At 65.5% G+C, this 21,116-nt stretch carries 21 protein-coding genes; 13 read left to right on the top strand and 8 right to left on the bottom strand.

Going from position 1 to position 21,116, the window contains the following annotated elements; translation table 11 throughout:
* Positions 1-58 precede the first annotated feature (58 nt).
* Positions 59-772 carry an NAD-dependent deacylase gene (locus tag N539_RS0103985; protein ID WP_028969229.1) on the top strand — a complete coding sequence of 238 codons (714 nt, stop codon included), beginning with the start codon at positions 59-61 and terminating at the stop codon, positions 770-772.
* Here the strand turns inward: N539_RS0103985 and N539_RS0103980 are convergent.
* The 4 genes from N539_RS0103980 to lepB all read right to left on the bottom strand — a co-directional run bounded on the left by N539_RS0103980 (position 769) and on the right by lepB (position 4,267).
* Positions 769-1,788, bottom strand: a complete 1,020-nt coding sequence (locus N539_RS0103980) for an alpha/beta hydrolase (RefSeq protein ID WP_028969228.1) — start codon at positions 1,786-1,788, stop codon at positions 769-771. The two genes, N539_RS0103985 and N539_RS0103980, sit on opposite strands and share 4 nt — an antisense overlap.
* A 69-nt stretch (positions 1,789-1,857) precedes the next feature.
* Entirely contained in the window at positions 1,858-2,748 is an 891-nt protein-coding gene (gene era / locus N539_RS0103975) for a GTPase Era (RefSeq protein ID WP_028969227.1), read from the bottom strand.
* On the bottom strand, positions 2,745-3,407 hold the full coding sequence (gene rnc, locus N539_RS0103970; protein ID WP_028969226.1) for a ribonuclease III: 663 nt from the start codon (positions 3,405-3,407) through the stop codon (positions 2,745-2,747). The genes era and rnc overlap by 4 nt, the downstream gene beginning before the upstream one ends.
* On the bottom strand, positions 3,404-4,267 hold the full coding sequence (lepB, locus tag N539_RS0103965; protein ID WP_028969225.1) for a signal peptidase I: 864 nt from the start codon (positions 4,265-4,267) through the stop codon (positions 3,404-3,406). The genes rnc and lepB overlap by 4 nt, the downstream gene beginning before the upstream one ends.
* 80 nt (positions 4,268-4,347) lie before the next feature.
* On the opposite strand from lepB, the gene pgi reads away from it, so the two are divergent.
* Genes pgi through N539_RS0103945 form a run of 4 tightly spaced genes read left to right on the top strand, consistent with a single transcriptional unit; the run spans position 4,348 to position 9,968 of the window.
* On the top strand, positions 4,348-5,829 hold the full coding sequence (gene pgi / locus N539_RS0103960; RefSeq protein WP_028969224.1) for a glucose-6-phosphate isomerase: 1,482 nt from the start codon (positions 4,348-4,350) through the stop codon (positions 5,827-5,829).
* On the top strand, positions 5,829-7,169 hold the full coding sequence (gene gorA, locus N539_RS0103955) for a glutathione-disulfide reductase (protein WP_028969223.1): 1,341 nt from the start codon (positions 5,829-5,831) through the stop codon (positions 7,167-7,169). Before pgi ends, gorA begins: the two co-directional genes overlap by 1 nt.
* Positions 7,170-7,179: 10 nt before the next feature.
* Positions 7,180-8,775: a phytoene desaturase family protein gene (locus N539_RS0103950; protein WP_197018335.1), complete on the top strand. Its 1,596-nt coding sequence runs from the start codon at positions 7,180-7,182 to the stop codon at positions 8,773-8,775.
* Positions 8,772-9,968, top strand: coding sequence for a CaiB/BaiF CoA transferase family protein (locus N539_RS0103945; RefSeq protein ID WP_037552107.1), 1,197 nt, complete (start codon positions 8,772-8,774; stop codon positions 9,966-9,968). The genes N539_RS0103950 and N539_RS0103945 overlap by 4 nt, the downstream gene beginning before the upstream one ends.
* On the opposite strand, the gene N539_RS0103940 is transcribed toward N539_RS0103945, so the two are convergent.
* On the bottom strand, positions 9,969-10,721 hold the full coding sequence (locus tag N539_RS0103940) for a hypothetical protein (RefSeq protein WP_028969220.1): 753 nt from the start codon (positions 10,719-10,721) through the stop codon (positions 9,969-9,971).
* The gene (locus tag N539_RS0103935) at positions 10,718-11,932 is read right to left on the bottom strand and encodes a toxic anion resistance protein (protein ID WP_028969219.1); all 1,215 of its coding nucleotides are present in this window, start codon (positions 11,930-11,932) and stop codon (positions 10,718-10,720) included. The genes N539_RS0103940 and N539_RS0103935 overlap by 4 nt, the downstream gene beginning before the upstream one ends.
* A gap of 223 nt (positions 11,933-12,155) precedes the next feature.
* Here N539_RS0103935 and N539_RS0103930 point away from each other — a divergent pair, with 223 nt between their 5' ends.
* From N539_RS0103930 to N539_RS15300, 3 genes are read left to right on the top strand one after another with little or no spacing between them, the layout of a single operon-like run.
* Positions 12,156-13,478 (top strand): pilus assembly protein TadG-related protein, encoded by a 1,323-nt coding sequence (locus tag N539_RS0103930; RefSeq protein ID WP_028969218.1) that lies wholly within the window; start codon positions 12,156-12,158, stop codon positions 13,476-13,478.
* Positions 13,475-13,942: a TadE/TadG family type IV pilus assembly protein gene (locus tag N539_RS0103925; protein WP_028969217.1), complete on the top strand. Its 468-nt coding sequence runs from the start codon at positions 13,475-13,477 to the stop codon at positions 13,940-13,942. Before N539_RS0103930 ends, N539_RS0103925 begins: the two co-directional genes overlap by 4 nt.
* Positions 13,939-14,352, top strand: coding sequence for a TadE/TadG family type IV pilus assembly protein (locus N539_RS15300; RefSeq protein WP_037552105.1), 414 nt, complete (start codon positions 13,939-13,941; stop codon positions 14,350-14,352). Before N539_RS0103925 ends, N539_RS15300 begins: the two co-directional genes overlap by 4 nt.
* Positions 14,353-14,354: 2 nt before the next feature.
* Here the strand turns inward: N539_RS15300 and N539_RS0103915 are convergent, their stop codons facing one another.
* Positions 14,355-15,128: an enoyl-CoA hydratase gene (locus N539_RS0103915; protein ID WP_028969216.1), complete on the bottom strand. Its 774-nt coding sequence runs from the start codon at positions 15,126-15,128 to the stop codon at positions 14,355-14,357.
* An 83-nt stretch (positions 15,129-15,211) separates the two neighbouring features.
* Between N539_RS0103915 and fsa the strand changes: the two genes are divergently transcribed.
* Complete coding sequence (gene fsa, locus N539_RS0103910; protein WP_028969215.1) at positions 15,212-15,865, top strand: fructose-6-phosphate aldolase; 654 nt, start codon at positions 15,212-15,214, stop codon at positions 15,863-15,865.
* A gap of 149 nt (positions 15,866-16,014) precedes the next feature.
* Positions 16,015-16,173, top strand: coding sequence for a Flp family type IVb pilin (locus tag N539_RS15295; RefSeq protein WP_081774220.1), 159 nt, complete (start codon positions 16,015-16,017; stop codon positions 16,171-16,173).
* A 58-nt stretch (positions 16,174-16,231) separates the two neighbouring features.
* On the opposite strand, the gene N539_RS17620 is transcribed toward N539_RS15295, so the two are convergent.
* Positions 16,232-17,104 carry an FkbM family methyltransferase gene (locus N539_RS17620; RefSeq protein ID WP_051531315.1) on the bottom strand — a complete coding sequence of 291 codons (873 nt, stop codon included), beginning with the start codon at positions 17,102-17,104 and terminating at the stop codon, positions 16,232-16,234.
* Positions 17,105-17,203: 99 nt separating this feature from the next.
* On the opposite strand from N539_RS17620, the gene N539_RS0103895 reads away from it, so the two are divergent.
* The 3 genes from N539_RS0103895 to N539_RS0103885 all read left to right on the top strand — a co-directional run bounded on the left by N539_RS0103895 (position 17,204) and on the right by N539_RS0103885 (position 21,019).
* The gene (locus N539_RS0103895; RefSeq protein WP_197018334.1) at positions 17,204-18,499 is read left to right on the top strand and encodes an oligosaccharide flippase family protein; all 1,296 of its coding nucleotides are present in this window, start codon (positions 17,204-17,206) and stop codon (positions 18,497-18,499) included.
* Between the two features lie 9 nt (positions 18,500-18,508).
* The gene (gene asnB / locus N539_RS0103890) at positions 18,509-20,494 is read left to right on the top strand and encodes an asparagine synthase (glutamine-hydrolyzing) (protein WP_028969213.1); all 1,986 of its coding nucleotides are present in this window, start codon (positions 18,509-18,511) and stop codon (positions 20,492-20,494) included.
* 126 nt (positions 20,495-20,620) lie between these two features.
* Positions 20,621-21,019: a hypothetical protein gene (locus N539_RS0103885; protein WP_156029744.1), complete on the top strand. Its 399-nt coding sequence runs from the start codon at positions 20,621-20,623 to the stop codon at positions 21,017-21,019.
* Positions 21,020-21,116: the final 97 nt, after the last annotated feature.

The raw sequence follows: 21,116 nt of genomic DNA, 5'->3' as shown, positions 1-21,116 counted from the left end.
CTTGCAAAACAATCATTTACCAGCGAGTCGCGCAAGCCGTCTGTGGATAAGCGCTAACATGGATCAATATCCGGCACGAATCGTCGTCCTCACCGGCGCGGGGATTTCCGCCGAGAGCGGCCTGGCCACTTTCCGCGGCGAGGACGGGCTGTGGGAGGGTCATCGCGTCGAGGACGTCGCGACTCCCGAAGCGTTCGGCCGCGACCCGGCCCTGGTGCATAAATTCTACAATGCCCGCCGCGCCCAGCTTGCGGAGGTCGAGCCCAACGCCGCACATCTCGCGCTGGCTCGGCTCGAGGCCGAATGGCCCGGAGCGTTCCTGCTGGTCACGCAGAACGTCGACAACCTCCATGAGCGCGCCGGTTCGAAGCAACTGATTCATATGCATGGCGAGAACAGCAAGGCATGGTGCATCGCTTGCGACCGCCGCTCACCTTGGAGCGCGCCGATAGGCGAGGATTCGCCCTGTCCTGAATGCCGGGCGGTCGGCGCGCTCCGGCCGGACATCGTCTGGTTCGGGGAAATGCCCTACGACATGGACCGGATCGAGGAGGCGCTCCGCGACTGCGACCTGTTCGTCTCGATCGGCACGTCGGGCGCGGTCTATCCGGCCGCCGGCTTCGTCCAGACCGCGCGCTATTGCGGCGCTCGAACGCTCGAAATGAACCTTGAGCCGTCGATCGGCAGCATTTACTTCGGCGAAAGCCGGATCGGCCGCGCCGGGGAGCTGGTGCCGGCGTGGGTCGACGAATTGCTCGCCGCCACATCCTAATTGCGGATGCGGTAAGCCCGTTCCGCCCGGATCACGTCGCGGTTGACGATCGAGTCGGGCGGAACCCCGCCGAGCGTCGCCTGGAGGTCCGCAGAGACTGGCTGGCAGTGGATGTAATAGCTGTGCTGGATCATCGGATCGCCTGCTCCAGCGACCCGGCCGCAATCGACCACGAACACTTTCTTGGGCAGGAGGTCGAGCATCCGCGGCCCGTCGGACCCGAGCCGATCCGGATTGCCCTTGGTCTTGTCCGAGATCAACAGCGCCCGGTCGTTCTGGTTGTAATAGACCGTCAACCGCCGGCAGAGGCCAGGAAGAAGCCGCAGTTTCTGATCGGTGTCGAATGCATCATCGTCTTCGTCGGGCGCGGCCAGGACGATCTCTTTGAACATGCGCACGAGCTTGGTCGGGTCCTTGGCGATGAGTGCCTGGAGCCCATTCCGAAGCACATAATTGCCCATGCTGTGTGCGAGCAGGTGCAGCGACTGGTCGCAATAGTCCTTGGGTTTGAGACCGACCATGAAGTCGTACAACTTCAGATAAGTCCGGGCGAGCGCCGCTCCGCACGTGCGCGCGTCCTCGCGGTCGCTGTAATAGGACATGTAGGGGATCATCTTGCCGTCGGAGGGCCAGCTGAACACGACGACGTTGATCGGTTTGCCGCCGATGGTGATTTCCGACGCCAGCGCGCCGCCTGCCTCGAGCGCGGCGACGAAGCTGACGTTGAAGCCATGAATGAAAATGAGTGTATCGGTGCAGCCGTCGCGCATTGCGATGCGGAGATCGTCGAGGAAGGCCCTGCTACCGGTGCCGGGAGGTGGATTGTCCGCATCCTTCTTCTTAGGGTCGGGATAGACGAAGACCGGTTGGACTAGCTTGCCCTGATCGTCGAGCTCGGCCTGGCCGAACCGCAGGGCGCCGATGCCGTCGGGATTGAACTGGCCCCCGAACACGGCAAGCTTGTTGTCCGGCAGGTAGTTGCGGTTGGTCGCGAAGAATATGCGAGGCTTGGCCATTGAGTCCCTCCGACCGAGCCAGCCGAAGTTGAGCCAATCGGACCGCGCGCGCAAGCCTCTCGACCCGCGCTAGTCAGCCCACTCGAGCCCGATCTCGCGATAGAGCGAGCGGTCCTCGTCCCACTTGGGATTGACCTTGACATGCAGGTAGAGGTGCACGGGCCGCCCGAGATGCTCGGCGATGGCCTTGCGCGCCGCTTCTCCGATGCGTTTCAGGCGTGAACCGCCTTTGCCGATGACGATCGCCTTCTGGCTGTCGCGCGCGACGAGGATCTGCTGGCGGATCACGGTCGCGCCGTCGGGCCGGTCCTCCCACGTCTCGGTTTCGATCGCTGTGGCGTAGGGCATTTCCTGATAGAGCTGGTTGACGATCTGCTCCCGCGTCAGCTCGGCGGCGATCATACGGTCGGTCGCGTCGGAGAGCTCGTCCTCGGGGTACAGCCACGGGCCCTCGGGCATCGCCTGCGCCAGCGCCGCCTTGAGATCGGGGACGCCGTCGCCCTGCGCGGCGCTGATCATGAACACCTTGTCCGGGTTGAGCCGCTCGGTGAGCGCGGCGGAAAGCGCCAGCAACGCCGGCTTTTTCACCAGGTCGATCTTGTTGAGCGCGATGATCAGCGGGTGCTTGCGGGTTTCCAGGCCGGCAAGGATGCGCTCGACCGCGGCGGTGACGCCGGTCGAGGAATCGATCACCAGCACAATCAGCTCGGCATCCTCGGCGCCGGTCCAGGCGGCTGCGACCATGGCGCGGTCGAGCCGCCGCCGCGGCTCGAAGATGCCCGGCGTGTCGACCAGCAGGATTTGCGTCTCGCCTTCGACCGCGATGCCCATCAACCGGGCGCGCGTCGTTTGTGCCTTGTCACTGACGATCGCGACCTTCTGGCCGACCAGCGCATTGACCAGGGTCGACTTGCCCGCGTTGGGCGCGCCGATGACGGCAACGAACCCGGCCCGCGTCATTTGAGTTGCGCGAGCAACGCTTCGGCGGCGGCGGTTTCGGCGTCCTGCTTGCTTGAGCCTTCCGCGCTCGCCTCGCCGAGGGTGGCGACGGACACCTTGATCGTAAAGACCGGCGCATGATGCGCGCCGGTGCGCGAAACCGTCTCATACACTGGCGCGCGCAGGCCGCGAGCGGCGGCAAGCTCCTGCAACGCCGACTTGGGATGTTCGGGCGCGCGAACCTGTTCGTCGAGATAGTCGCCCCAGGCCTGCAGGATGAATTTCTCCGCGACCGCGAGCCCGCCGTCGAGCAGCAGCGCGCCGATCAGCGATTCGACGACGTCGCCGACGACATTCTCGCTCTGCGCGGCATGATCGTCGCGCGCCTGGCGTCCAAGCCGGACCAGCGCCGGGATGCCGAGCTCGCGGCCCACCTCAGCGCAGGTTTCGCGCGCGACCAGCGCATTATAGCGCCGCGACAGCTTGCCTTCGGGCTCTCTCGGGTAGCGCTCGTAGAGCGCGCGAGCGATGACCATTCCGAGCACCCGGTCGCCGAGGAATTCGAGCCGCTCGTAGCTGTCTCCGCCGACGCTGGCATGGGTCAGCGCAAGGTCGAACAGCTTTGCGTCGTTCGGGTCATGGCCCAGCCGGTTGCGCACGAAGTCCTGACCGCCGCTCATTCCGCCTCGCCTTTGTAACCGTTGCCGATGCGCGTTCCGCGAAGCGCGGTGAACCAGGTCCACGGCTTCCCGTAGGACGCGCTTCCGTCCGTCGACCAGAAGGTGAACACCGCGCGTCCGATCAAATTTTCCATCGGCACCATGCCGATCCCCCCTTCGGCCGCGCCGAAGCGGCTGTCGAGGCTGTCGTCGCGGTTGTCGCCCATCAGGAAGATGTGATCCGCGGGCACTTTCACGGGGCCGAAATCGTCGGCCGGGCCGTCGTCGACCTGATCGAACACGGTGAAGCCGACGCCGCCGGGAAGGGTCTCGCGATGGGCGGCATAGGTGCAATAGGGCTGGCCCCTGACCACCGACACGACCGGCGTTGCCGGCGGCACGACCTTGCACGGGCTGTTGGCGCTGATCGGCATCGCGTAGGGCCGCATGGCCTGGCGCGGGATCGGCTTGCCGTTCAGGATCAGGTCGCCGCCGCGGACCTCGATGGTGTCGCCGGGCAGCCCGATCACGCGCTTGATCAGGTCCGCGTCCTCGCTCGGATGGCGGAAGACGACGACGTCGCCGCGCGCGGGCAGGTTGCTGAAAACGCGGCCGTCGTAGGACGGAAAGCCGAATGGAAAGCTGTAGCGCGAATAGCCGTACGGCCATTTGGCGACCGCGAGATAGTCACCGATGTAGAGCGTTGGCAGCATCGAGCCCGAGGGGATGCTGAAGGGGGCGACGATGAAGCTGCGCAGCGCCCACGCCAACAGAACGAGCGTCACGATGAAGCGGAGGAGGCTTCCGCCTTCCTCCTTGGGCTTCTCGTCGGGGAGGTTGGCGGCGTCATGGCGTCCGCCGCGAAGGAATGGCCAGCGCATGCCGGGCCGCTTGTTTCCGCCCCGGCCATGAAGGTCAAGCCGGGGTGGCATTTGGCCCGCCGCCGACTATGAGGCCGGCCATGGCGGAACGGCGAACGGATGAGCTTCAGCGGCTGGGCGAGCTGTTCGAATCGGAGCCCGACCGCTTGTCGCGGCTGACGTTCGACGTCGCCGGAATCTATTTCGACTGGTCGAAGACGAACCTCGACCAAGCCGTCGTGGCGGAGTTCGCGGCGCGCGCCGACAAGGCGGGATTTGCCGCAGCGCGCGATGCGCTGTTCGGCGGCGGCATCGCCAACCCGAGCGAGGGCCGCCCGGCGACGCATGTCGCGGAGCGCGGCAATGGGTCGCCGGACGAGGTCGCCATCGCGGCCGAATACCGGCAGCGGATGCGGGCCCTGGTCGACGCCATCGAGGCCGGCGCGTTCGGGGCGGTTACGGGGGTCTTGCACATCGGCATCGGCGGGTCGGTGCTTGGCCCGGCCTTGCTCGTCGACGCCCTCGAACGGCGCTCGGCAAAGCTCGACGTGCGTTTCCTCGCCAATATCGACGGGGCGGCGGTCGACGATGCGGTCAAGGACCTCGACCCGGCGACCACGCTCGTCGTCGTCGCGTCGAAATCGTTCACGACCCTCGAAACCCTGGCCAACATGGACGCGGCGCTCGACTGGCTGCGCGGAGCGGGGATTGCCGACCCCGAAGGCCGCCTGATCGCGGTCACCGCCAAGCCCGATAAGGCGCTCGACGCCGGCATCGACGAAACCCGCATCCTCCCGTTCGGCGAGGGCGTCGGTGGGCGCTATTCGCTGTGGAGCGCGGTCGGAGTGAGTGCCGCCCTCGCGCTCGGCTGGGAGGCGTTCGAGGAGCTGCTCGAGGGCGCGGCCGAGATGGACCGCCATTTCCGCTTCGCGGATACAGCGGAGAACGTGCCCCTGATCGCCGCCTTCGCCGACCGCCTGTACGTCGAGCGCGGGTTCCAGACGCGCGCCGTCTTTGCCTATGACGAACGGTTGCGGCTGCTGCCGCCCTATCTGCAGCAACTCGAAATGGAATCGAACGGCAAGTCGGTGACCAGCGCTGGCAAGCCGGTGGCGGAGGCCACGGCGCCGGTCACCTGGGGCGGAGTCGGCACCGATGCGCAGCATGCGGTGTTCCAGCTTCTGCACCAGGGCACGGTGCAGGTGGCGGTCGAGTTCGTTGCCGTCCGTGAGAGTGAGGACCAGCAGGATCCGGAGCGCCACCGCCTGCTCCTTCTCAACGCTTTCGCCCAGGGCGCCGCGCTCATGGCCGGCCGGGCAAGCGATGATCCTCAGCGCGCGTATCCCGGCAACCGCCCGAGTGCGACCATCCTCCTCGATCGGCTCGACCCGCGCACGCTGGGCGCGCTGATTTCATTCTACGAGCAGCGCACCTTCGCCAATGCCGTGCTGCTCGGCATCAATCCGTTCGACCAGTTCGGAGTCGAGCTCGGCAAGGACATCGCGCGCGCGCTCGCGGAAGGGAAGGGCGACGACGATCTCGATGCCTCGACGCGGGCGCTGATGGAGAGGGCGGGGCTCTGATGGCCGACTTCGACCTCTTCGTGATTGGTGCCGGCTCGGGCGGCGTCCGTGCTGCCCGGGTCGCTGCAGCCTATGGCGCGCGCGTTGGCATCGCCGAGGAATACAAGGTCGGCGGCACCTGCGTCATCCGCGGCTGCGTCCCGAAGAAGCTGCTCGTCTATGGCGCGCATTTCGCCGAGGACCTCGATGATGCCGCGATGTTCGGCTGGGACATTCCGCAAAAGCGCTTCGACTGGGCGGTGCTGCGCGACAATGTGCTCGCCGAGGTCGGGCGGATCGAGGGCGCTTACACCGAGACTCTGACCAGCCACGACGTGACGATCTTCCACGAGCGCGCGGTTCTGACCGGACCAAATTCGCTGAATCTGGCGGGTGGCCGCGAAGTGAGCGCGGACAAGATCCTGATCGCCACCGGCGCCCGGCCGCAGATGCCGCAAATCGAGGGCATCGAGCACGCGATCAGCTCGAACGAGGTGTTCCACCTCGAGGAACTGCCCAAACGGATCGTGATCGTCGGCGGCGGTTACATCGCCTGCGAGTTCGCCGGGATCTTCCAGGAGTTCGGGAGCCAGGTTGTTCTGGTCAACCGCACCGACGTGATCCTGCGCCAATACGACCAGCAGCTGGTCGACCGGCTGGTCCAGATTTCGCTGCGCAAGGGGATCGACTTCAAGTTCAACGCGACGCTCGACCGGATCGAGCGGCGGGATGACGGCCGCCTCCATGTCGCGATGACCGGCTGTGACGATATCGAGGCCGACGCCGTGCTGTTTGCGACCGGTCGCCGCCCCAACATCGAGGACCTGGGGCTCGAAGCCGCCGGCGTCGAGCTGGGCGAGACGTGCCAGATCAAGGTCGATGCCGACAATCGCTCGTCGGCGTCCTCGATCTTCGCCGTCGGCGACGTGACGGACCGCATCCAGCTGACCCCCGTCGCGATCCGCGAAGGCCAGGCATTCGCCGACACCTTTTTCGGCAACAAGCCATGGCAGGTCGATTACCAATGCGTCCCATCGGCGGTGTTCAGCCATCCGCCGCTCGCCAGCGTTGGCCTGACCGAAGGCGAGGCGCGCAACCGCTTGGGATCGGTCAAGGTCTACACCTCCGACTTTCGGGCGATGAAGAATGTGCTTGCGGGCCGCAACGAGCGCTCGCTCTACAAGCTTGTGGTCGACGGCGCGACGGAGGAGATCGTCGGGTTGCACATGATCGGCCCCGATGCCCCGGAAATCCTTCAGGCAGCGGCGATTGCGGTGAAGGCCAAGCTCAAGAAGGCGGATTTCGACGCCACGGTTGCGCTTCACCCGACCATGGCCGAAGAGCTGGTCCTGATGCGCTAATTCGGAAGTTTTGGGGGAAAATTTGCACGACGCGATCATCATCGGCGCCGGTCACAACGGCCTGACTTGCGCTTATTACCTGGCGAAAAAGGGCCTCAAGGTCGCAATCCTCGAGGCTGCGGGCACGGTCGGCGGCGCGGCGGTGACCGACGAGTTCCTGCCTGGCTTCCGGAACTCGGCGGCGAGCTACACCGTGAGCCTGCTCAACCCCAAGGTCATCCGCGACCTCCAGCTCGAGCGGCACGGCCTCAAGGTCGTTTTGCGCAAGACCGACAATTTCCTGCCCGGCGACGGCGACTATCTGCTGTCCGGCCGTGGCGGCCTGACGCGCAAGGAGATTGCGCGCCATGTCAAAACCGACGCCGAGGCTTACGACCGCTACGTCGCCGAGCTCGAGACGGTCGTCCGACTGCTCAAGAAATGGCTGCTGCGCGCGCCGCCCAACGTCGGGCGGAAGGTCAGCGCGCTGCCTAAGTTGCTCACGCTGGGGAAGGACATGGCCGGGCTGTCGCTCGCCGAGACCCGCATCGTCCACGATTTCGCGGTGCGCAGCGCGTCCGAGATCCTCGAACGGCACTTCCAGGGCGAGCTCACCAAGGCTTTGTTCGGCTTCGATGGCGTGGTCGGCAATTTCGCATCGCCGGAAACGCCGGGCACCGCCTACGTCCTCCTCCACCATCTGTTCGGCGAGGCCGCGGGGGTGCCCGGGGCATGGGGCCACGCCATCGGCGGAATGGGGTCGATTACCCAGGCGATGGCGCGGGCGTGCCGCGAGGCGGGGGTCGACATCGTCCTCAACTCGCCGGTCGAGGAGCTTATCGTCGCCGACAAGCGTGCGGTGGGTGTCGTCGCCGATGGGAAGGCTTGGCGGGCGGACAGCGTCGTCGCCGGCGTGAACCCCAAGCTGCTGTTCGACCGCCTCGTGCCTAAAGGCGCCGTGGACGACGACGTCGCCAGCCGGATGCACGGCTGGAAATGCGAGAGCGCGACCTTCCGGATGAACGTCGCACTGTCGGAGCTGCCGAAGTTCACGGTGCTGCCGAAGAAGGGCAATCACCTGACGGCCGGCATCATCATGGCGCCGAGCCTCGGCTACATGCACCGCGCCTGGCTCGATGCCGCCAACACCGGATGGGCCAGGCAGCCGATCATCGAAATGCTGATTCCCTCGACGCTCGATCCGGGCCTCGCGCCCAAGGGCAAGCATGTCGCGAGCCTGTTCTGTCAGCATTTCCGCTACGACCTCGGGTCCGGACGAAGCTGGGATGATGAGCGGGAGAAGGCCGCGGATCAGATCGTCGCGACGGTGGATGCGCATGCGCCGGGCTTCGCCAAATCCGTGATCGGACGACAGATCCATTCCCCGCTCGATCTCGAACGCCGCTTCGGCCTCATCGGCGGCGATATCTTCCACGGCAAGATGGGCCTCGACCAACTGTTCAGTGCGCGGCCGATGATCGGCGCCGCCGATTACCGAATGCCGCTCAAGGGGCTGTACCTGTGCGGCTCAGGCGCCCATCCGGGCGGCGGGGTCACCGGAGCGCCGGGCCATAACGCCGCGCAGGCGATCCTCGGCGACCGGCGCTTCTGGACCCGCGGGCATTGAAGCCGCTCGAGGGCATCAAGGTCCTCGATCTCTCCCGCGTGCTCGCCGGGCCGTGGTGCACGCAACTGCTCGCCGATCTTGGCGCGGAGGTCATCAAGATCGAGCGGCCCGGCGCCGGCGACGACACCCGGCACTGGGGCCCGCCGTGGCACGGCGAAGGCGAGCAGCGAGTCGCCGCTTATTTCCTCAGCTGCAATCGCGGCAAGAAGTCCGCCGCGATCGATTTCGCGCAACCCGAAGGCGCCGCGCTGGTCCGCAAGCTGGCGCAGCAGGCCGATGTCGTCGTCGAGAATTTCAAGGTCGGGGGACTCGCGAAGTTCGGCCTCGACGCAGGCTCGCTGCGCGCCGCCAACCCGCGGCTGGTCTACGCCTCGATCACGGGCTTCGGTCAGGACGGGCCCTACGCCGACCGGGCGGGTTACGACTTCATCATCCAGGGCATGGGCGGGATGATGAGCGTCACCGGCCTGCCGGACGGCGAGCCCGGCGGCGGGCCGATGCGCGTCGGCGTCGCGGTCGTCGATCTGTTCACGGGACTCTATACGACGATCGCCATTCTCTCCGCCCTCTACGCCCGCGAGAAGACCGACGAGGGCGCCCACATCGACATGGCGCTGTTCGACACCCAGCTGGCGATGCTCGCCAACCAGGCGTCGAATGCGCTCGTCTCGGGCCGGGACCCGCCTCGGCAGGGCAATACCCACCCCAACATCGTGCCGTACCAGCCGTTCGATGCGGCGGATCAGCCGATCATCATCGCCGTCGGCAACGACCGCCAGTTCGCCCGCCTCGCCGACATTTGCGGCCATCCCGAATGGACGGCGGACGAACGCTTCCGTGACAATGGTTTGCGCGTCGCCAACCGCGAAGCAATGGTGCGGCTGGTCAGCGACGTGATTCGCCAGCGGCCCGCGGCCGAATGGCTCGATCAGCTAGAGAATGCGGGGATTCCCGCCGGGCCGATCAACACGATCAGCCAGGCGCTATCCGACGTCCAGGCCCAGCATCGCGGGATGGTGCGCACGATCGCAGGGGTGCCGGTGGTCGGCTCGCCGCTCCGTCTGGATGGTCAGCGTACAGACTCCGAACTGCCGCCGCCGGCGCTCGGCGAGCACACGGACGAAGTCTTGTCGGGCCTGGGTCTCGATTCGGCGGAAGTCGCCCGCCTCAAGTCGGCGGGCGTCGTCGGCTGATCAGTGAGTCTCGGCGGGGTCGACTGCCTCGGGTCCGTCATCGGCGTAGCGCGACTGGATGAAGCGTCCCTGAGTCTCGAACGCCGCCATGTCGGCCCGCGCCAGCCTCTCCGAGATTTCGTGCAGCGCCGATCGGCCCGCCGCGAGCGCTTCGACCAGGCGCTCGTCCGCGGTCTTCCCCTCGCCATCCTGTTCGCCGCGGAACGCGGTTGGCACGTGGGCATAGCGGTCGATCAGCCCGGGCAGGTGGATCGACATCAGGCGCCGCGCATCCTGGGCGTTGGGATCGAGCTCCTCGACTCGCTCCAGCGTCTGCTTGAGCGAGGGCAAAGCGGCGCTGATCGCATCCACCTCCCCCTGCGCCGGCGGGGGAAGCCCCGCGCGCGTGCGGTAAAGGTAGGAATCGAAGCGCTGCACCATCGTGCCGTTGGGCAGGTCGGGGGACGGGGCGGCAATGCTGCGATCGGGCGAGGGCGCGAAGGCGAGCAGCGCGGCGATGCCGATCGCCAGCCCGACCGCGGCGAGAAAGCCGAACATGCCGATCGGAATGATCAGCCCGATGACGATCGCCGCCAGGCTGACGATCCCGATCGCGAGCCCGACGCGTGCCGCGCGTCCCTTGAGGTCGGAGTTCAGGCGCTGGCGTTCGCGCCGCGCAGCGTCGCGGACAGGGCCCTTGCGCTGGTCGAGCTGGCTGGTGACCCGCTCGAAACGGGCAATCGCGCGTTCAACCTTCTCCGTGACTTCGGTCATTTGCTCTCAATGGGGGTGAGCGGCGAGGGGCCGCTCTCCAGCTTGGCCTGGTTCACGCCTTCGGCGCGGGCGATATAGCCGCGCGACTTCTCGACTTCCTTGCCCAGGGTGTCGACGGTCTGCTTCATGTTGCCGAGCGCCTGGAGCTTGAACTGGTCGATCTGGTCCATCGTGTCGTAAATATTCTGGAACGCGCGCTGCAGCACCTCCAGCGGGATGGTCGATGACGCCGCCTGCTCGTGGATCGCGGCGCTCTGCGTCTTCAGCAATTCGCCCGTCGAATCGATCATCCCCGCCGTCGTCGTGTTGAGCGCGCTGATCTGCTCGAGGACCAGCTTCTGGTTGGTCATCGCCTGGGCGACGGTGACCGCCGTGCGCAGTGCCGAGACGGTGGTCGTCGATGCCCGGTCGACGCCCTTCACCAGCTCGACATTGTTCTTCTTGACGAGGTCGAGCGCGAGATAGCCCTGAACCGTCACCGCCATTTGCGTCAGCAAATCGGTGGTGCGCTGCCGCGTATAGAAAAGCGCGCTTTCGCGGATCGCCTTGGCTTTGGCGGGATCGGTCGCATCCAGCTCGTTGGCCTTGTCCTCGAGCTTCTGGTCCAGGCTCTTCGAAATGTGCACCATCTGCTCGAGCTTGTGCATCGTCTTCCACAGGTTCGCGCGCTCGGTGTCGATCGCGGCATTGTCCATCAGCAGCTCGTCCTTGCCGTTGCCGAGGCTGCTGAGGATTTTCGAAATGTGGGTCTGCGAGCTGCGGTATTTGTCGAAATAGCGGTCGATCCGGTTCCCGAACGGGATGATGCCGAGGAACTTGCGCGTCTTGGTCGCTTCCTTGGGATCGAGCGCTTCGACCGTGCGGCGAAGCTCGGTCAAGTCGGCGCCAATGCCGGTGTCCTTGTCGATCGCCTTCACCGGGCGGTCGAGAAAACGGTTCGAGGCGCCGGCCGCTTCCGCGATCTCCTTACGGCCCATCGCGGTTAGCTGGTCGACCTTCTTGCCGAACTCCGGGCTGTTCGAGTCCAGCGCGGCGAGCTCGTCAACGAACTGGGAGACGCGCTTGTCGAGCTCAGTCGTCTCCTCGGTCTTCAGCGGAACCAGCCCGGCGGCTTCGGCCGGCGCCACCGCCTGCAAGGCATCGGGCGGATCGAGCTTGAGCTTGCTCGCGGTCTTCGTTGCTTGGGCTTCCGCCGTGGGTTCGGTGGCCATCAATCCCATCCTTTCAACGCCCTGTTACGGCTCGCGGGGACGGTGAACGGCTCCCGCTTGCCACGCAAGGGACTTCTCGGCTGTATTATAAGCCTAAGACACGCCGGTTCAAGGCGAACCCGCCAAACATGACTAATTCGGGTTAACCACAGCCCTCAACGGTTCGCTCACCGTAACCCGGCTAAATCGGCGTCATGCGCAATAACAACCGGGCAGTCGGCCGATGATCGGGTTTCTGAAGAAGCTGTGGCGCAACAAGCGCGGCAATGCGCTGGTTCTTGCCGGCGCGGCCCTTCCGCTCATCGTCGGTTCGGCCGGCCTCGCCAGCGATACCATTCAGTGGGCGCTGTGGAAGCGCCAGATCCAGCGCGCCGCCGATTCGGCCGCGATGGCCGGCGTCTATGCGATCGTCCAGGGCAAGACAGTCGGCACCTGTTCCGACATCGCCGGCGCGACCTACGCCAATCCGGTCGCCTACGACCTGCAGAAAAATGTTCACGTCAACATCACCCCGACCTGCACCATGCCGGCGCCGACGGGCGCCTTCGCGGCGGACCCCGATGCGGTGAGGGTCGACCTGTCCGTTCAGAAGCAACTGAGCTTCTCCGGCATGTTCATGAGCTCGGCGCCGGTGATCAGCGCGAGCGCGACCGCGACGGTCGTACCCTCGGGCAAATATTGCGCGATCAGCCTGATCAATACCGGCACGACCGGCATCAGCGCGGGCGGCAGCACCAACCTCAATCTTGGCTGCGGGATGATCACCAATTCGATTTCGATGGATGCGGCCGTGGCCTTCGGCTCGTCGACCGTGACGGCGAGCCCGATCGCAGCAGTCGGCGGTATCGATGCCACCGACAATTGGGGCGCGGGCACCGTGCTGCAACCGTTCACGATCGCCGCCGAAGACCCGTTCGCGAGCGTGAACCCGCCGACTCCAAGCGGCTGTCAGAAGTTTTCCGACTGGGACACCGGCAACAACAACAAGCCGGGTGGCACGGTCGACCTGACCGCCGCGGGGTCGCCGATCACCGCCGGGGGCACTTACTGCCTCAAGGAGAGCGGGGGCTCGTTCGATATCAAGGGCAACATCATCCTGCCCAGCGGGACTTACGTCCTCGATCGAACCAGCATGAGCATGACCAACAACAATGCCAGCCTGACATGCCATTCGTGCACGTTCGTCCTGACGAGCGCCACTGGAACGGGAGCGGGCAATATCAGCCTGCAAGGGGGGAAGCTGGACCTGAGCGCGCCCGATACCGGCGTCTATAAGGGCCTGGCGATCTACCAGGACCGAAACGCTTCCAGCTGCTCGGGGAACTGCAACCTGATCAACGGTAACGCCAGCTCCATTTTGCAGGGCGCCATTTACGTCCCCAAACAGCAACTAACCTTCAAAGGCACGTCGGGAATGAATACGAACTGCCTGCAGATGGTCGCGCTCATCCTGGAATTCTCCGGCAACAGCGCCATCAGCAACACCTGCCCGGCAGGCTCGGGCTCCGGCGCGTTCGATGGCAAGAAGGTCAGGCTGGTCGCATGATCCGCCTGATCAAACGCTTCGCGCGCAACGACCGCGGCGCCTCGGTCATCGAGCTGGCGCTGGTCATGCCGTTCTTTGCGACAATGATCATCGGCGTCGCCGACATCAGCCGCGCCTATTCGGCCAAGCTCAGGTTGGAGCAGGCCGCCTATCGCTCGATCGAGAAGGTGCAGCAGTATCGGGATACCAGCAGCACGTTTAGCACGATTTCGTCGGAAGCGACGACCGCCGCGACTGCCGCGGGGTTCACCAGCCCGACCGTCGTCGTCGACTATTTCCTCGAGTGCAACGGCACTCGGCAGGCGACATACAACACGATCTGCGCGGGTCAGACTGAGAACCGTTGGATCACAGTCGACATCAGCGGGACGTTCACGCCCATGTTCGCGTCGTCCAAATGGCCAGGCTCCAACGCCGACGGCACATACACCCTTCACGGCAAGGCCGGACTGAGGACGCAATGAGCAAGCTGTTCCAACTCCGCCGCGACGAACGCGGCGCCGGAGCCGTCGAATTCGCTTTGTCGGTGCCGATCCTCATCACCTTGATCTATGGCATCTTCGAATTCAGCCAGCTCTATGAGGCGAATGCCGGAATGCAGCACGCGCTCGGGGAAGGCGCGCGGTTTGCCACTCTCTGCGTGCCGACCGGGACCGGCTGCAATGCCGAGACCGACGACGACATCAAGGCGAAGATGAATGCCAAGCTGTTCGGGCCGGTGGGCGGCGTTTTCACCGTTCAGGACGTCGTCGACGGCACCAGCAGCAAGACGCTGACGGTCACCTATACCCGGACCATGAACTTCCTGTTCTTCACCGGGCCGGCGATCACGCTGACGCGGAGCAAGCTCGTCTATACTCCGTCCGCGACCTGACTTCAGCCGAGCCGGAAGAAATCCGGCTTCCGTTTCTCGAAGAATGCGCTGATCGCTTCCTTGACCTCAGGGGAAGCCAACCGCTCCGCGAACGCCGCGCCCTCCAGGTTCATTCGCTCGATCAGTTCCTCGCGCGTGCCATGACGCAGCAGACGTTGAGCCTGGCGCAGGGCTTCGGGCGGCTTGGCGAGGAGGCCGTCGACCACCTGCCCCAAGGTCTCGTCCAACGATCCCGATGCCGCACGATGGCTGACGAGGCCGATCGCCATCGCCTCGTCGACCCCGAACGGTTCTGCCAGCAGCAGATAACGAGCGGCGCGGCGACGACCGGCGAGGCGCGGCAGCAGCAGCGAGCTGGCGGCCTCCGGCACCAGGCCCAGATCGACGAAGGGCAGGGAGAAGCGCGCGCTGTCGTCCGCGATCACCAGGTCGCAATGGAGCAGCATCGTGGTGCCGATGCCGACACAATTGCCGTGGACCGCCGCCACCATCGGGATGTCGCAATTCACCAGCGCCCGCAGCAGCCGCCAGACGGGGATCTCGTCGAGGTCGCGCGGCAAGGCGGTGAGGAAATCGGCGAGGTCGTTGCCGGCGGCGAAATCCGGGCCTTCGCCGCGAAAGACGATGACCCGGATGGAGGGATCGCCACTTGCCTCCTCGACCGCCTCGGCCAGCGCCGAATACATCGCCACCGTGATCGCGTTCCGCCGCTCGGGCCGGTTGAGGGTGATGCCGAGGATCGGGCCGTCCCGTTCGACCCGCACATGATCGCTCATCGCTGCTCCCTCGAATCGGATGACGGACCGTCCGCCAGCGGCTATCGCCGGCCAATCGACCAAAGCCGGGGCGCACGCAAATCATGAAGTTCTTCGCCGACACCGCCGAAATTGCCGAAATCCGTGAGCTTGCGGCGACCGGGCTGCTCGACGGCGTCACCACCAACCCGTCGCTCATTCACAAGTCGGGCCGCGATTTCCTCGAGGTGGTGAAGGAGATTGCCGGCGTGGTCGCCGGGCCGGTCTCGGCCGAGGTAGTTGCGCTCGACTATGACGGGATGATGCGCGAGGCTGCCGTCCTCCGGAAGCTCGGCGACAATATCGCGATCAAGGTCCCGCTGACCCCCGACGGCCTCAAAGCGTGCAAGGCGCTCACGTCCGACGGCACGATGGTCAACGTGACCCTGTGCTTTTCGGCGGCTCAGGCCCTGCTCGCGGCCAAGGCCGGGGCAACCTTCATCTCGCCGTTCGTCGGCCGCCACGACGATGTTGGCTTCGATGGCATGGCGCTCATCGCCGACATCCGCCTGATTTACGACAATTACGATTTCCCGACCCAGATCCTGGTCGCCAGCGTGCGTCATCCGATCCACGTCGTCGAAGCCGCCAGGATCGGCGCCGACGTGATGACGGCGCCGCCGAAAATCATCCATCAGCTGTTCAAGCACCCGCTGACCGACTCGGGAATCGCCAGCTTCCTCAAGGATTGGCAGGCGACGGGCCAGAAAATCGCCTGAAAACCGGGATTTCTTCGGTTAATGCGCGTCAACCCTAGCGCGTAACTCTTTCTCAACCGGTCACCCTCTAATTTCCACCCATCCTGCCAGTGGACTGCAGGTTGGGGCGTCGAACGCCTCGGTACTTGGAACCAAGGAGCTAGACCATGATCAAGTTTATCAAGCTGATCCGCAATGAAGAGGGTGCGACCGCTATTGAATACGGTCTCATCGCCGCTCTGATCGCCGTTGCGGCGATTGGCGCCATGCAGGGCATCGGCAACAAGCTGAACACCACGTTCAACAACGTGTCGAACAGCCTGAAGTAAGTCACCCTTACTTCTGAGAGTTCGGGCGGCGGTGCCGGAAGGCGCCGCCGCCCTTGTTTTATGGCATGACCCGCGCGGCCAGCAAGTTGTTTGCGTCGAGCATTCGCAAGGCAAAGCCGCCGCTTGCCAATAGCCGGCCCGCCGCGTCGCCTTCCAGCTGCTCGAAGATGACGGCCCGCGTTCGAGCGAGCACCTCGCCGGCGCCCTCTATGGCCATCGCTTCAGCGCCTTCCAAATCCATTTTGATGAGATCGATCTCTTCGGGAAAGCCGGCCAGCAGGTCATCGAGCGTTTTCGTGCGGACGCGGACCTGACGGCCGCCGCGGATCGTCGCTCCGGCGATGCTGGCACGTGCGAACTGGTCCTCCGGCATCGTCGCCACGACCTCTTCCCCGCTGCGGTTGGACAGCGCATGCTCGACGATCGTGACGTTGCTCAGGCCATTGCGGTCGACGTTGGCACGCAGCTGGACGGCGGTATCCGGCATCATCTCGATCGCGATCACGCGCCCGGCCGGTCCGACCAGGCGCGCGGCGAGAATTGTGAAGAAGCCGATGTTGGCGCCGGCATCGATGAAGGTCGACCCGCTCTTCAGGTGCGTCCGGAAGGCGGCCACCACCGCCCGTTCGCGTGAGGGCAGCACGGCGAACAGATCGTCGCTTTGGCCGCGAATCGCGAACTCGCCGATGCCGGCCAGGCGGACCGTCGCATCTGCGATGAGCACCGGGTCGCGCCAGCGATCGAGATCGGACCCCGCGCCGCGCACGCCGGCGCGGACGGAGCGCTGGATGATGGCGGTGTCGTCCAGGGTGACGCCGTGGACTTCGCGGACGACCGCCCGCCAGTGGCGCAGTCGCCGAACGTAATTCGCGGCTCGTCGCCCCCCAACCCACAGGGCGCGCGGAACAATTCTCTTGAGCTCGCTCGACATCAATGATGCTGCTCCAAATCCTCGTCCGGTCGGCTACACGGCGATCGTGACCAAAGGAAACCGGATTTGAGCGCGGACCCATTGCGCCAGTCGGATTCGGTGACGCGATTCCTCCTGAAGGGCAGTTTCGTCTCGATCGCGCTGCGCATTGGCGGAGTAGCCCTTGGTTATCTTGCGCATGTTCTGCTGTCGCGGCTCCTCGGTCTTCAGAATTACGGCGAATATGTTGTCGCTCTCGGCTGGGCGTTGGTCCTGGCCCTGCCGGCCCGCGTCGGGTTCGATAACAGCGCGCTGCGCTTTTCCACCATTTATCTCGAGGACGGGCGGTTCGGCAGCCTTCGCGGCTACGTCCAGGTGGCGGCCGTCGCGGTTGGTCTGAGCTCAATCCTCGCCGGCATCCTGATGGTTCTGTTGGCCAGCCGCTTCGGGAAGGGCATCCCGTTCGCCACGCTGGTCTGGGGGGCGGTGACCATCCTCCCGCTTGCCCTGCTCGGCGTCGGGTCCGCGCTGTTGCGCACGACCAGGCGCATCTTCGCCGCGCAATTCTATGACCAGTTGCTTCGCCCGGGGCTGCTCATCCTGCTGGTCGGTGGAACTGCGGTCGCCGGACTTGCGCTCCATGCCGCCACGGCGCTCATGTTCACCGCGCTCGCCGCGGCACTGGCACTTGGAGCGCTCCTCGTTCATCTCCTGCGGGTCCTGGCCCCACAGCTGCGGACGGCCGCCGACTATTCGCACTGGCGCGAGTGGTTTTCGCTCAGCATCCCGTTGCTGATCATGGGCGCGATGCAGGAATTGCTCAATCAGCTGGAGATCATTCTCCTCGGAACGCTCGCCGGCCCGCGTGAAGCCGGACTGTTTTCGGCCGCCTGGCGGTTGGCCAGCCTGGCTCCGTTCGCACTCGTCTCGTTGAGCGTGGTCAGCGGCCCGCTCGTTGCCTCGGCCTATCACCGCCGCGACCGGGCCGAGCTGCACCGTATTACGAGCTTGTCGGCGCGGATCGGCCTGGCCTTTGCGGTAGTGGCGTCGGGCCTGCTGTTGGTGGTCGGGCGCCCGCTGCTGGCGCTGTTCGGGCCCGAATTTCCCCAGGCCTATCCGGCGCTCGCGATCCTGCTCGGCGGCGCGATCGTCAATGCCTTCACCGGGATCGTCGGCTATTTGCTGACCTTGACCGGACGCCAGAACCAGGGGCTGCTGATTTTCGCCGCCGGATTGATCGTGAGCATCGCGCTCAACCTCCTGCTCATTCCGCCGTTCGGCATTGTCGGCGCTGCAATCGCCTCCGCTACGGCTCTGTCCTGCTGGAATCTGGCCATGCTAATCTATGTACGGCGGGTCATCGGCATCGACACGTCGGCCATCGGCCTGCGCCCTACTGGCCCGGATAAAGGTTGAGCCATCGCAATGTGTGGGATCGCGGGCATTTTCAGCAGCGCAAGGATCGACGAGCAGTCGGTCGCGCGGATGATCCGTCCGATCGCTCACCGCGGTCCGGACGATCATGGCATCTGGGTCGACGTCGATGCCGGCATCGGCCTCGGGCATCGCCGGCTCGCGATCGTCGACCTGTCGCCCGCGGGGCACCAGCCGATGAGCTCGGCCGAGGGGCGGTTCGTCATCACTTTCAATGGCGAGATCTACAACCACGCCGAGCTCAGGCGCGAGCTCGAGCAGCGTGGCGCGGTCCCCGAAGGGGGCTGGCGCGGCCATTCGGACACCGAGGTTCTGCTGCAAGGTATCGCCACCCTGGGCCTCGCCGAAACCCTTCGCCGAAGCGCGGGCATGTTCGCCTTCGCGTTGTGGGATCGCAGAGACCGCACCCTTACGCTCGTCCGCGACCGTTTTGGCGAGAAGCCGCTTTACTACGGCTGGGCCGGAACCGACTTCATCTTCGGCTCCGAGTTGAAGGCGCTCACGGCGCATCCGCGTTTCGACAATGCGATCGACCGCCGCGCGCTCCGGCTGTTCGCCTCGCGCACCTACATTCCCGCACCGCTGTCGATCTACCGGCGCATCTTCAAGCTTCCGCCCGGCTGCGTTCTGACGATCGATCTCGACGCTGCGAGCCACCCTCGGGACGACGCGCCCGGCGAAGGAGTGGCCGGGGGCGGATTTACGCTCGAGCGCTATTGGTCCTACCGCGACGTCGTGCGCGGCGGCCTTCGCGACCCGATCCGGGACGAGACGGAAGTGGTGGAGGAGCTCGAACGAACGCTGGCATCCGCGATCCGCGGCCAGTCGATGGCCGACGTACCGGTCGGCGCCTTCCTCTCCGGGGGCATCGACAGCTCGACGATCTGTGCGCTCTACCAGAAGTATTCCGACGTCCCGATCCGCACCTTCTCGATCGGCTTCGAGGAGGCCGGGTACAATGAAGCCGCCGATGCCCGGCGCGTCGCCGAGCATCTTGGGACCGTCCACCACGAACGCTACGTGACGGTCCAGGAGGCGCGGGAGGTCATCCCGCTGCTACCCTCGATGTACGACGAACCATTCGCGGACTCTTCGCAAATCCCTACTCACCTCGTTAGCCGGTTCGCGCGCGAGCAGGTGACGGTCGCGCTGACGGGTGACGGCGGGGATGAGCTATTCGCCGGCTACAACCGGCACGTCACCGCGCCAAGACTGTGGGCGCAGCTACAAAAGCTTCCCCGGCCGTTGCGGGCTGGGGGCCTGCCGCTAAGCCGACTCCCGGCGCAATTCTGGAGCGGCCTCGCGAACATCCTCCCGGGCCGGCACCAGCCGCATCTCGGCGGCAAGCTTCAGAAGGCTCTTCGCCTTGCCGCATCCGCCGACAACTTCGACCAGGTCTATTGCAGCTTCCTCGATGAGTGGGGCAACGAGCCGTTGCCGGTGATCGGTGCTGGCGACGATGTTGGATTCGATCTCGACGTCGGCGAGGATGCGCCGGACGCCGTGCGCATGATGTATTGCGACGCGGTCAGCTATCTCCCGGACGACATCCTGGCCAAGGTGGACCGGGCCTCGATGGCGGTGGCGCTGGAGACCCGGGTCCCGTTCCTCGATCACCGCGTTGCCGAGCTTGCGGCGCGGATCCCGCTCGACCTCAAGGTTCGCAATGGCAGCGGCAAGTTCATCCTTCGCCAACTCCTCCATGGGCTCGTCCCGCGCGAGCTGGTGGAACGGCCCAAGGCCGGCTTCGGCATCCCGGTCGGAGAGTGGATCAAGGGCCCGCTTCGGCCGTGGGCAGAGAGTCTGCTCGATCCCGCGGCAATGCGGTTCGAAGGCTTCTTCGATCCGGAGATCGTCGGGCGGCGGTGGCGGGAGCATTTGGACGGCCGCCGCGAGTCGACTCCGGCCTTATGGGCGATCCTGATGTTCCAGGCCTGGCTCAGGAGTCGCGAGGCGAGGATCGAAAATGCGGCATGATTGTCACAGAATCTCGGATGATCCGCCTTATTAACAGGATCGGGTGAACTTTCATCCGAAGTAAGTGTTTGCGGTCAGACGATGGTTATGGCACCGGGGCGCGACCGTAAAGCCGGGAGAAGCGTGATGCAGTTGAAGGGCGTTGTAGGCGCGTTGATCGCGGGATCATTGTTCGTCAGCTCGACAGGTGCGGTTGCCGCATCGAGCGCTGCCCCCGTTTTTGCCAATCCGTGGGCGACATTGTCGGCGATGACCGGCGGCGCTCCGGCTGCCGCTTTGTGCGGTGCCGCCGCGGTTGCCGCAGCTGCTCAGGCGCCCGCGAATTGCGTGCTTCCGGTGACCGACGCTGCGCCGCCGGTGGCGCAAAGCGTGCCGCCGGCCCCGATCCCGGTTCCGCCGGTCGAGGCCGCGGGTGGTGGCTTGGCGTTCGACCCGCTGCTGCTTGGGCTCGGCGCCCTTGCCGCGGGTGCGCTCATTTACTTCCTGGTCCGCAAGAACAACAACAATTCCAACAGCCCGGCCTGATCAGGAACGTCATCGGTTAGCCCAGGATAAGGAGGCGTCATGAAGAGCCTGTATTTGGTACGCGCTGCCGGCGCATTGGCGCTCATGACCTCGCTTT

The sequence above is a fragment of the Sphingomonas sp. URHD0057 genome (assembly GCF_000620665.1).
Lineage (GTDB): Bacteria > Pseudomonadota > Alphaproteobacteria > Sphingomonadales > Sphingomonadaceae > Sphingomicrobium.
This window is presented reverse-complemented; position numbering and strand designations above follow the sequence as displayed.

What these genes read in the sequence shown, in the direction of transcription:
- N539_RS0103985 (WP_028969229.1), top strand. Translation starts at nt 59, where the DNA reads ATGGATCAATATCCGGCACGAATCGTCGTCCTCACCGGCGCGGGGATT.
- N539_RS0103980 (WP_028969228.1), bottom strand. Translation starts at nt 1,788, where the DNA reads ATGGCCAAGCCTCGCATATTCTTCGCGACCAACCGCAACTACCTGCCG.
- era (WP_028969227.1), bottom strand. Translation starts at nt 2,748, where the DNA reads ATGACGCGGGCCGGGTTCGTTGCCGTCATCGGCGCGCCCAACGCGGGC.
- rnc (WP_028969226.1), bottom strand. Translation starts at nt 3,407, where the DNA reads ATGAGCGGCGGTCAGGACTTCGTGCGCAACCGGCTGGGCCATGACCCG.
- lepB (WP_028969225.1), bottom strand. Translation starts at nt 4,267, where the DNA reads ATGCGCTGGCCATTCCTTCGCGGCGGACGCCATGACGCCGCCAACCTC.
- pgi (WP_028969224.1), top strand. Translation starts at nt 4,348, where the DNA reads ATGGCGGAACGGCGAACGGATGAGCTTCAGCGGCTGGGCGAGCTGTTC.
- gorA (WP_028969223.1), top strand. Translation starts at nt 5,829, where the DNA reads ATGGCCGACTTCGACCTCTTCGTGATTGGTGCCGGCTCGGGCGGCGTC.
- N539_RS0103940 (WP_028969220.1), bottom strand. Translation starts at nt 10,721, where the DNA reads ATGACCGAAGTCACGGAGAAGGTTGAACGCGCGATTGCCCGTTTCGAG.
- N539_RS0103935 (WP_028969219.1), bottom strand. Translation starts at nt 11,932, where the DNA reads ATGGCCACCGAACCCACGGCGGAAGCCCAAGCAACGAAGACCGCGAGC.
- N539_RS0103930 (WP_028969218.1), top strand. Translation starts at nt 12,156, where the DNA reads ATGATCGGGTTTCTGAAGAAGCTGTGGCGCAACAAGCGCGGCAATGCG.
- N539_RS0103925 (WP_028969217.1), top strand. Translation starts at nt 13,475, where the DNA reads ATGATCCGCCTGATCAAACGCTTCGCGCGCAACGACCGCGGCGCCTCG.
- N539_RS15300 (WP_037552105.1), top strand. Translation starts at nt 13,939, where the DNA reads ATGAGCAAGCTGTTCCAACTCCGCCGCGACGAACGCGGCGCCGGAGCC.
- N539_RS0103915 (WP_028969216.1), bottom strand. Translation starts at nt 15,128, where the DNA reads ATGAGCGATCATGTGCGGGTCGAACGGGACGGCCCGATCCTCGGCATC.
- fsa (WP_028969215.1), top strand. Translation starts at nt 15,212, where the DNA reads ATGAAGTTCTTCGCCGACACCGCCGAAATTGCCGAAATCCGTGAGCTT.
- N539_RS17620 (WP_051531315.1), bottom strand. Translation starts at nt 17,104, where the DNA reads ATGTCGAGCGAGCTCAAGAGAATTGTTCCGCGCGCCCTGTGGGTTGGG.
- asnB (WP_028969213.1), top strand. Translation starts at nt 18,509, where the DNA reads ATGTGTGGGATCGCGGGCATTTTCAGCAGCGCAAGGATCGACGAGCAG.
- N539_RS0103885 (WP_156029744.1), top strand. Translation starts at nt 20,621, where the DNA reads ATGCAGTTGAAGGGCGTTGTAGGCGCGTTGATCGCGGGATCATTGTTC.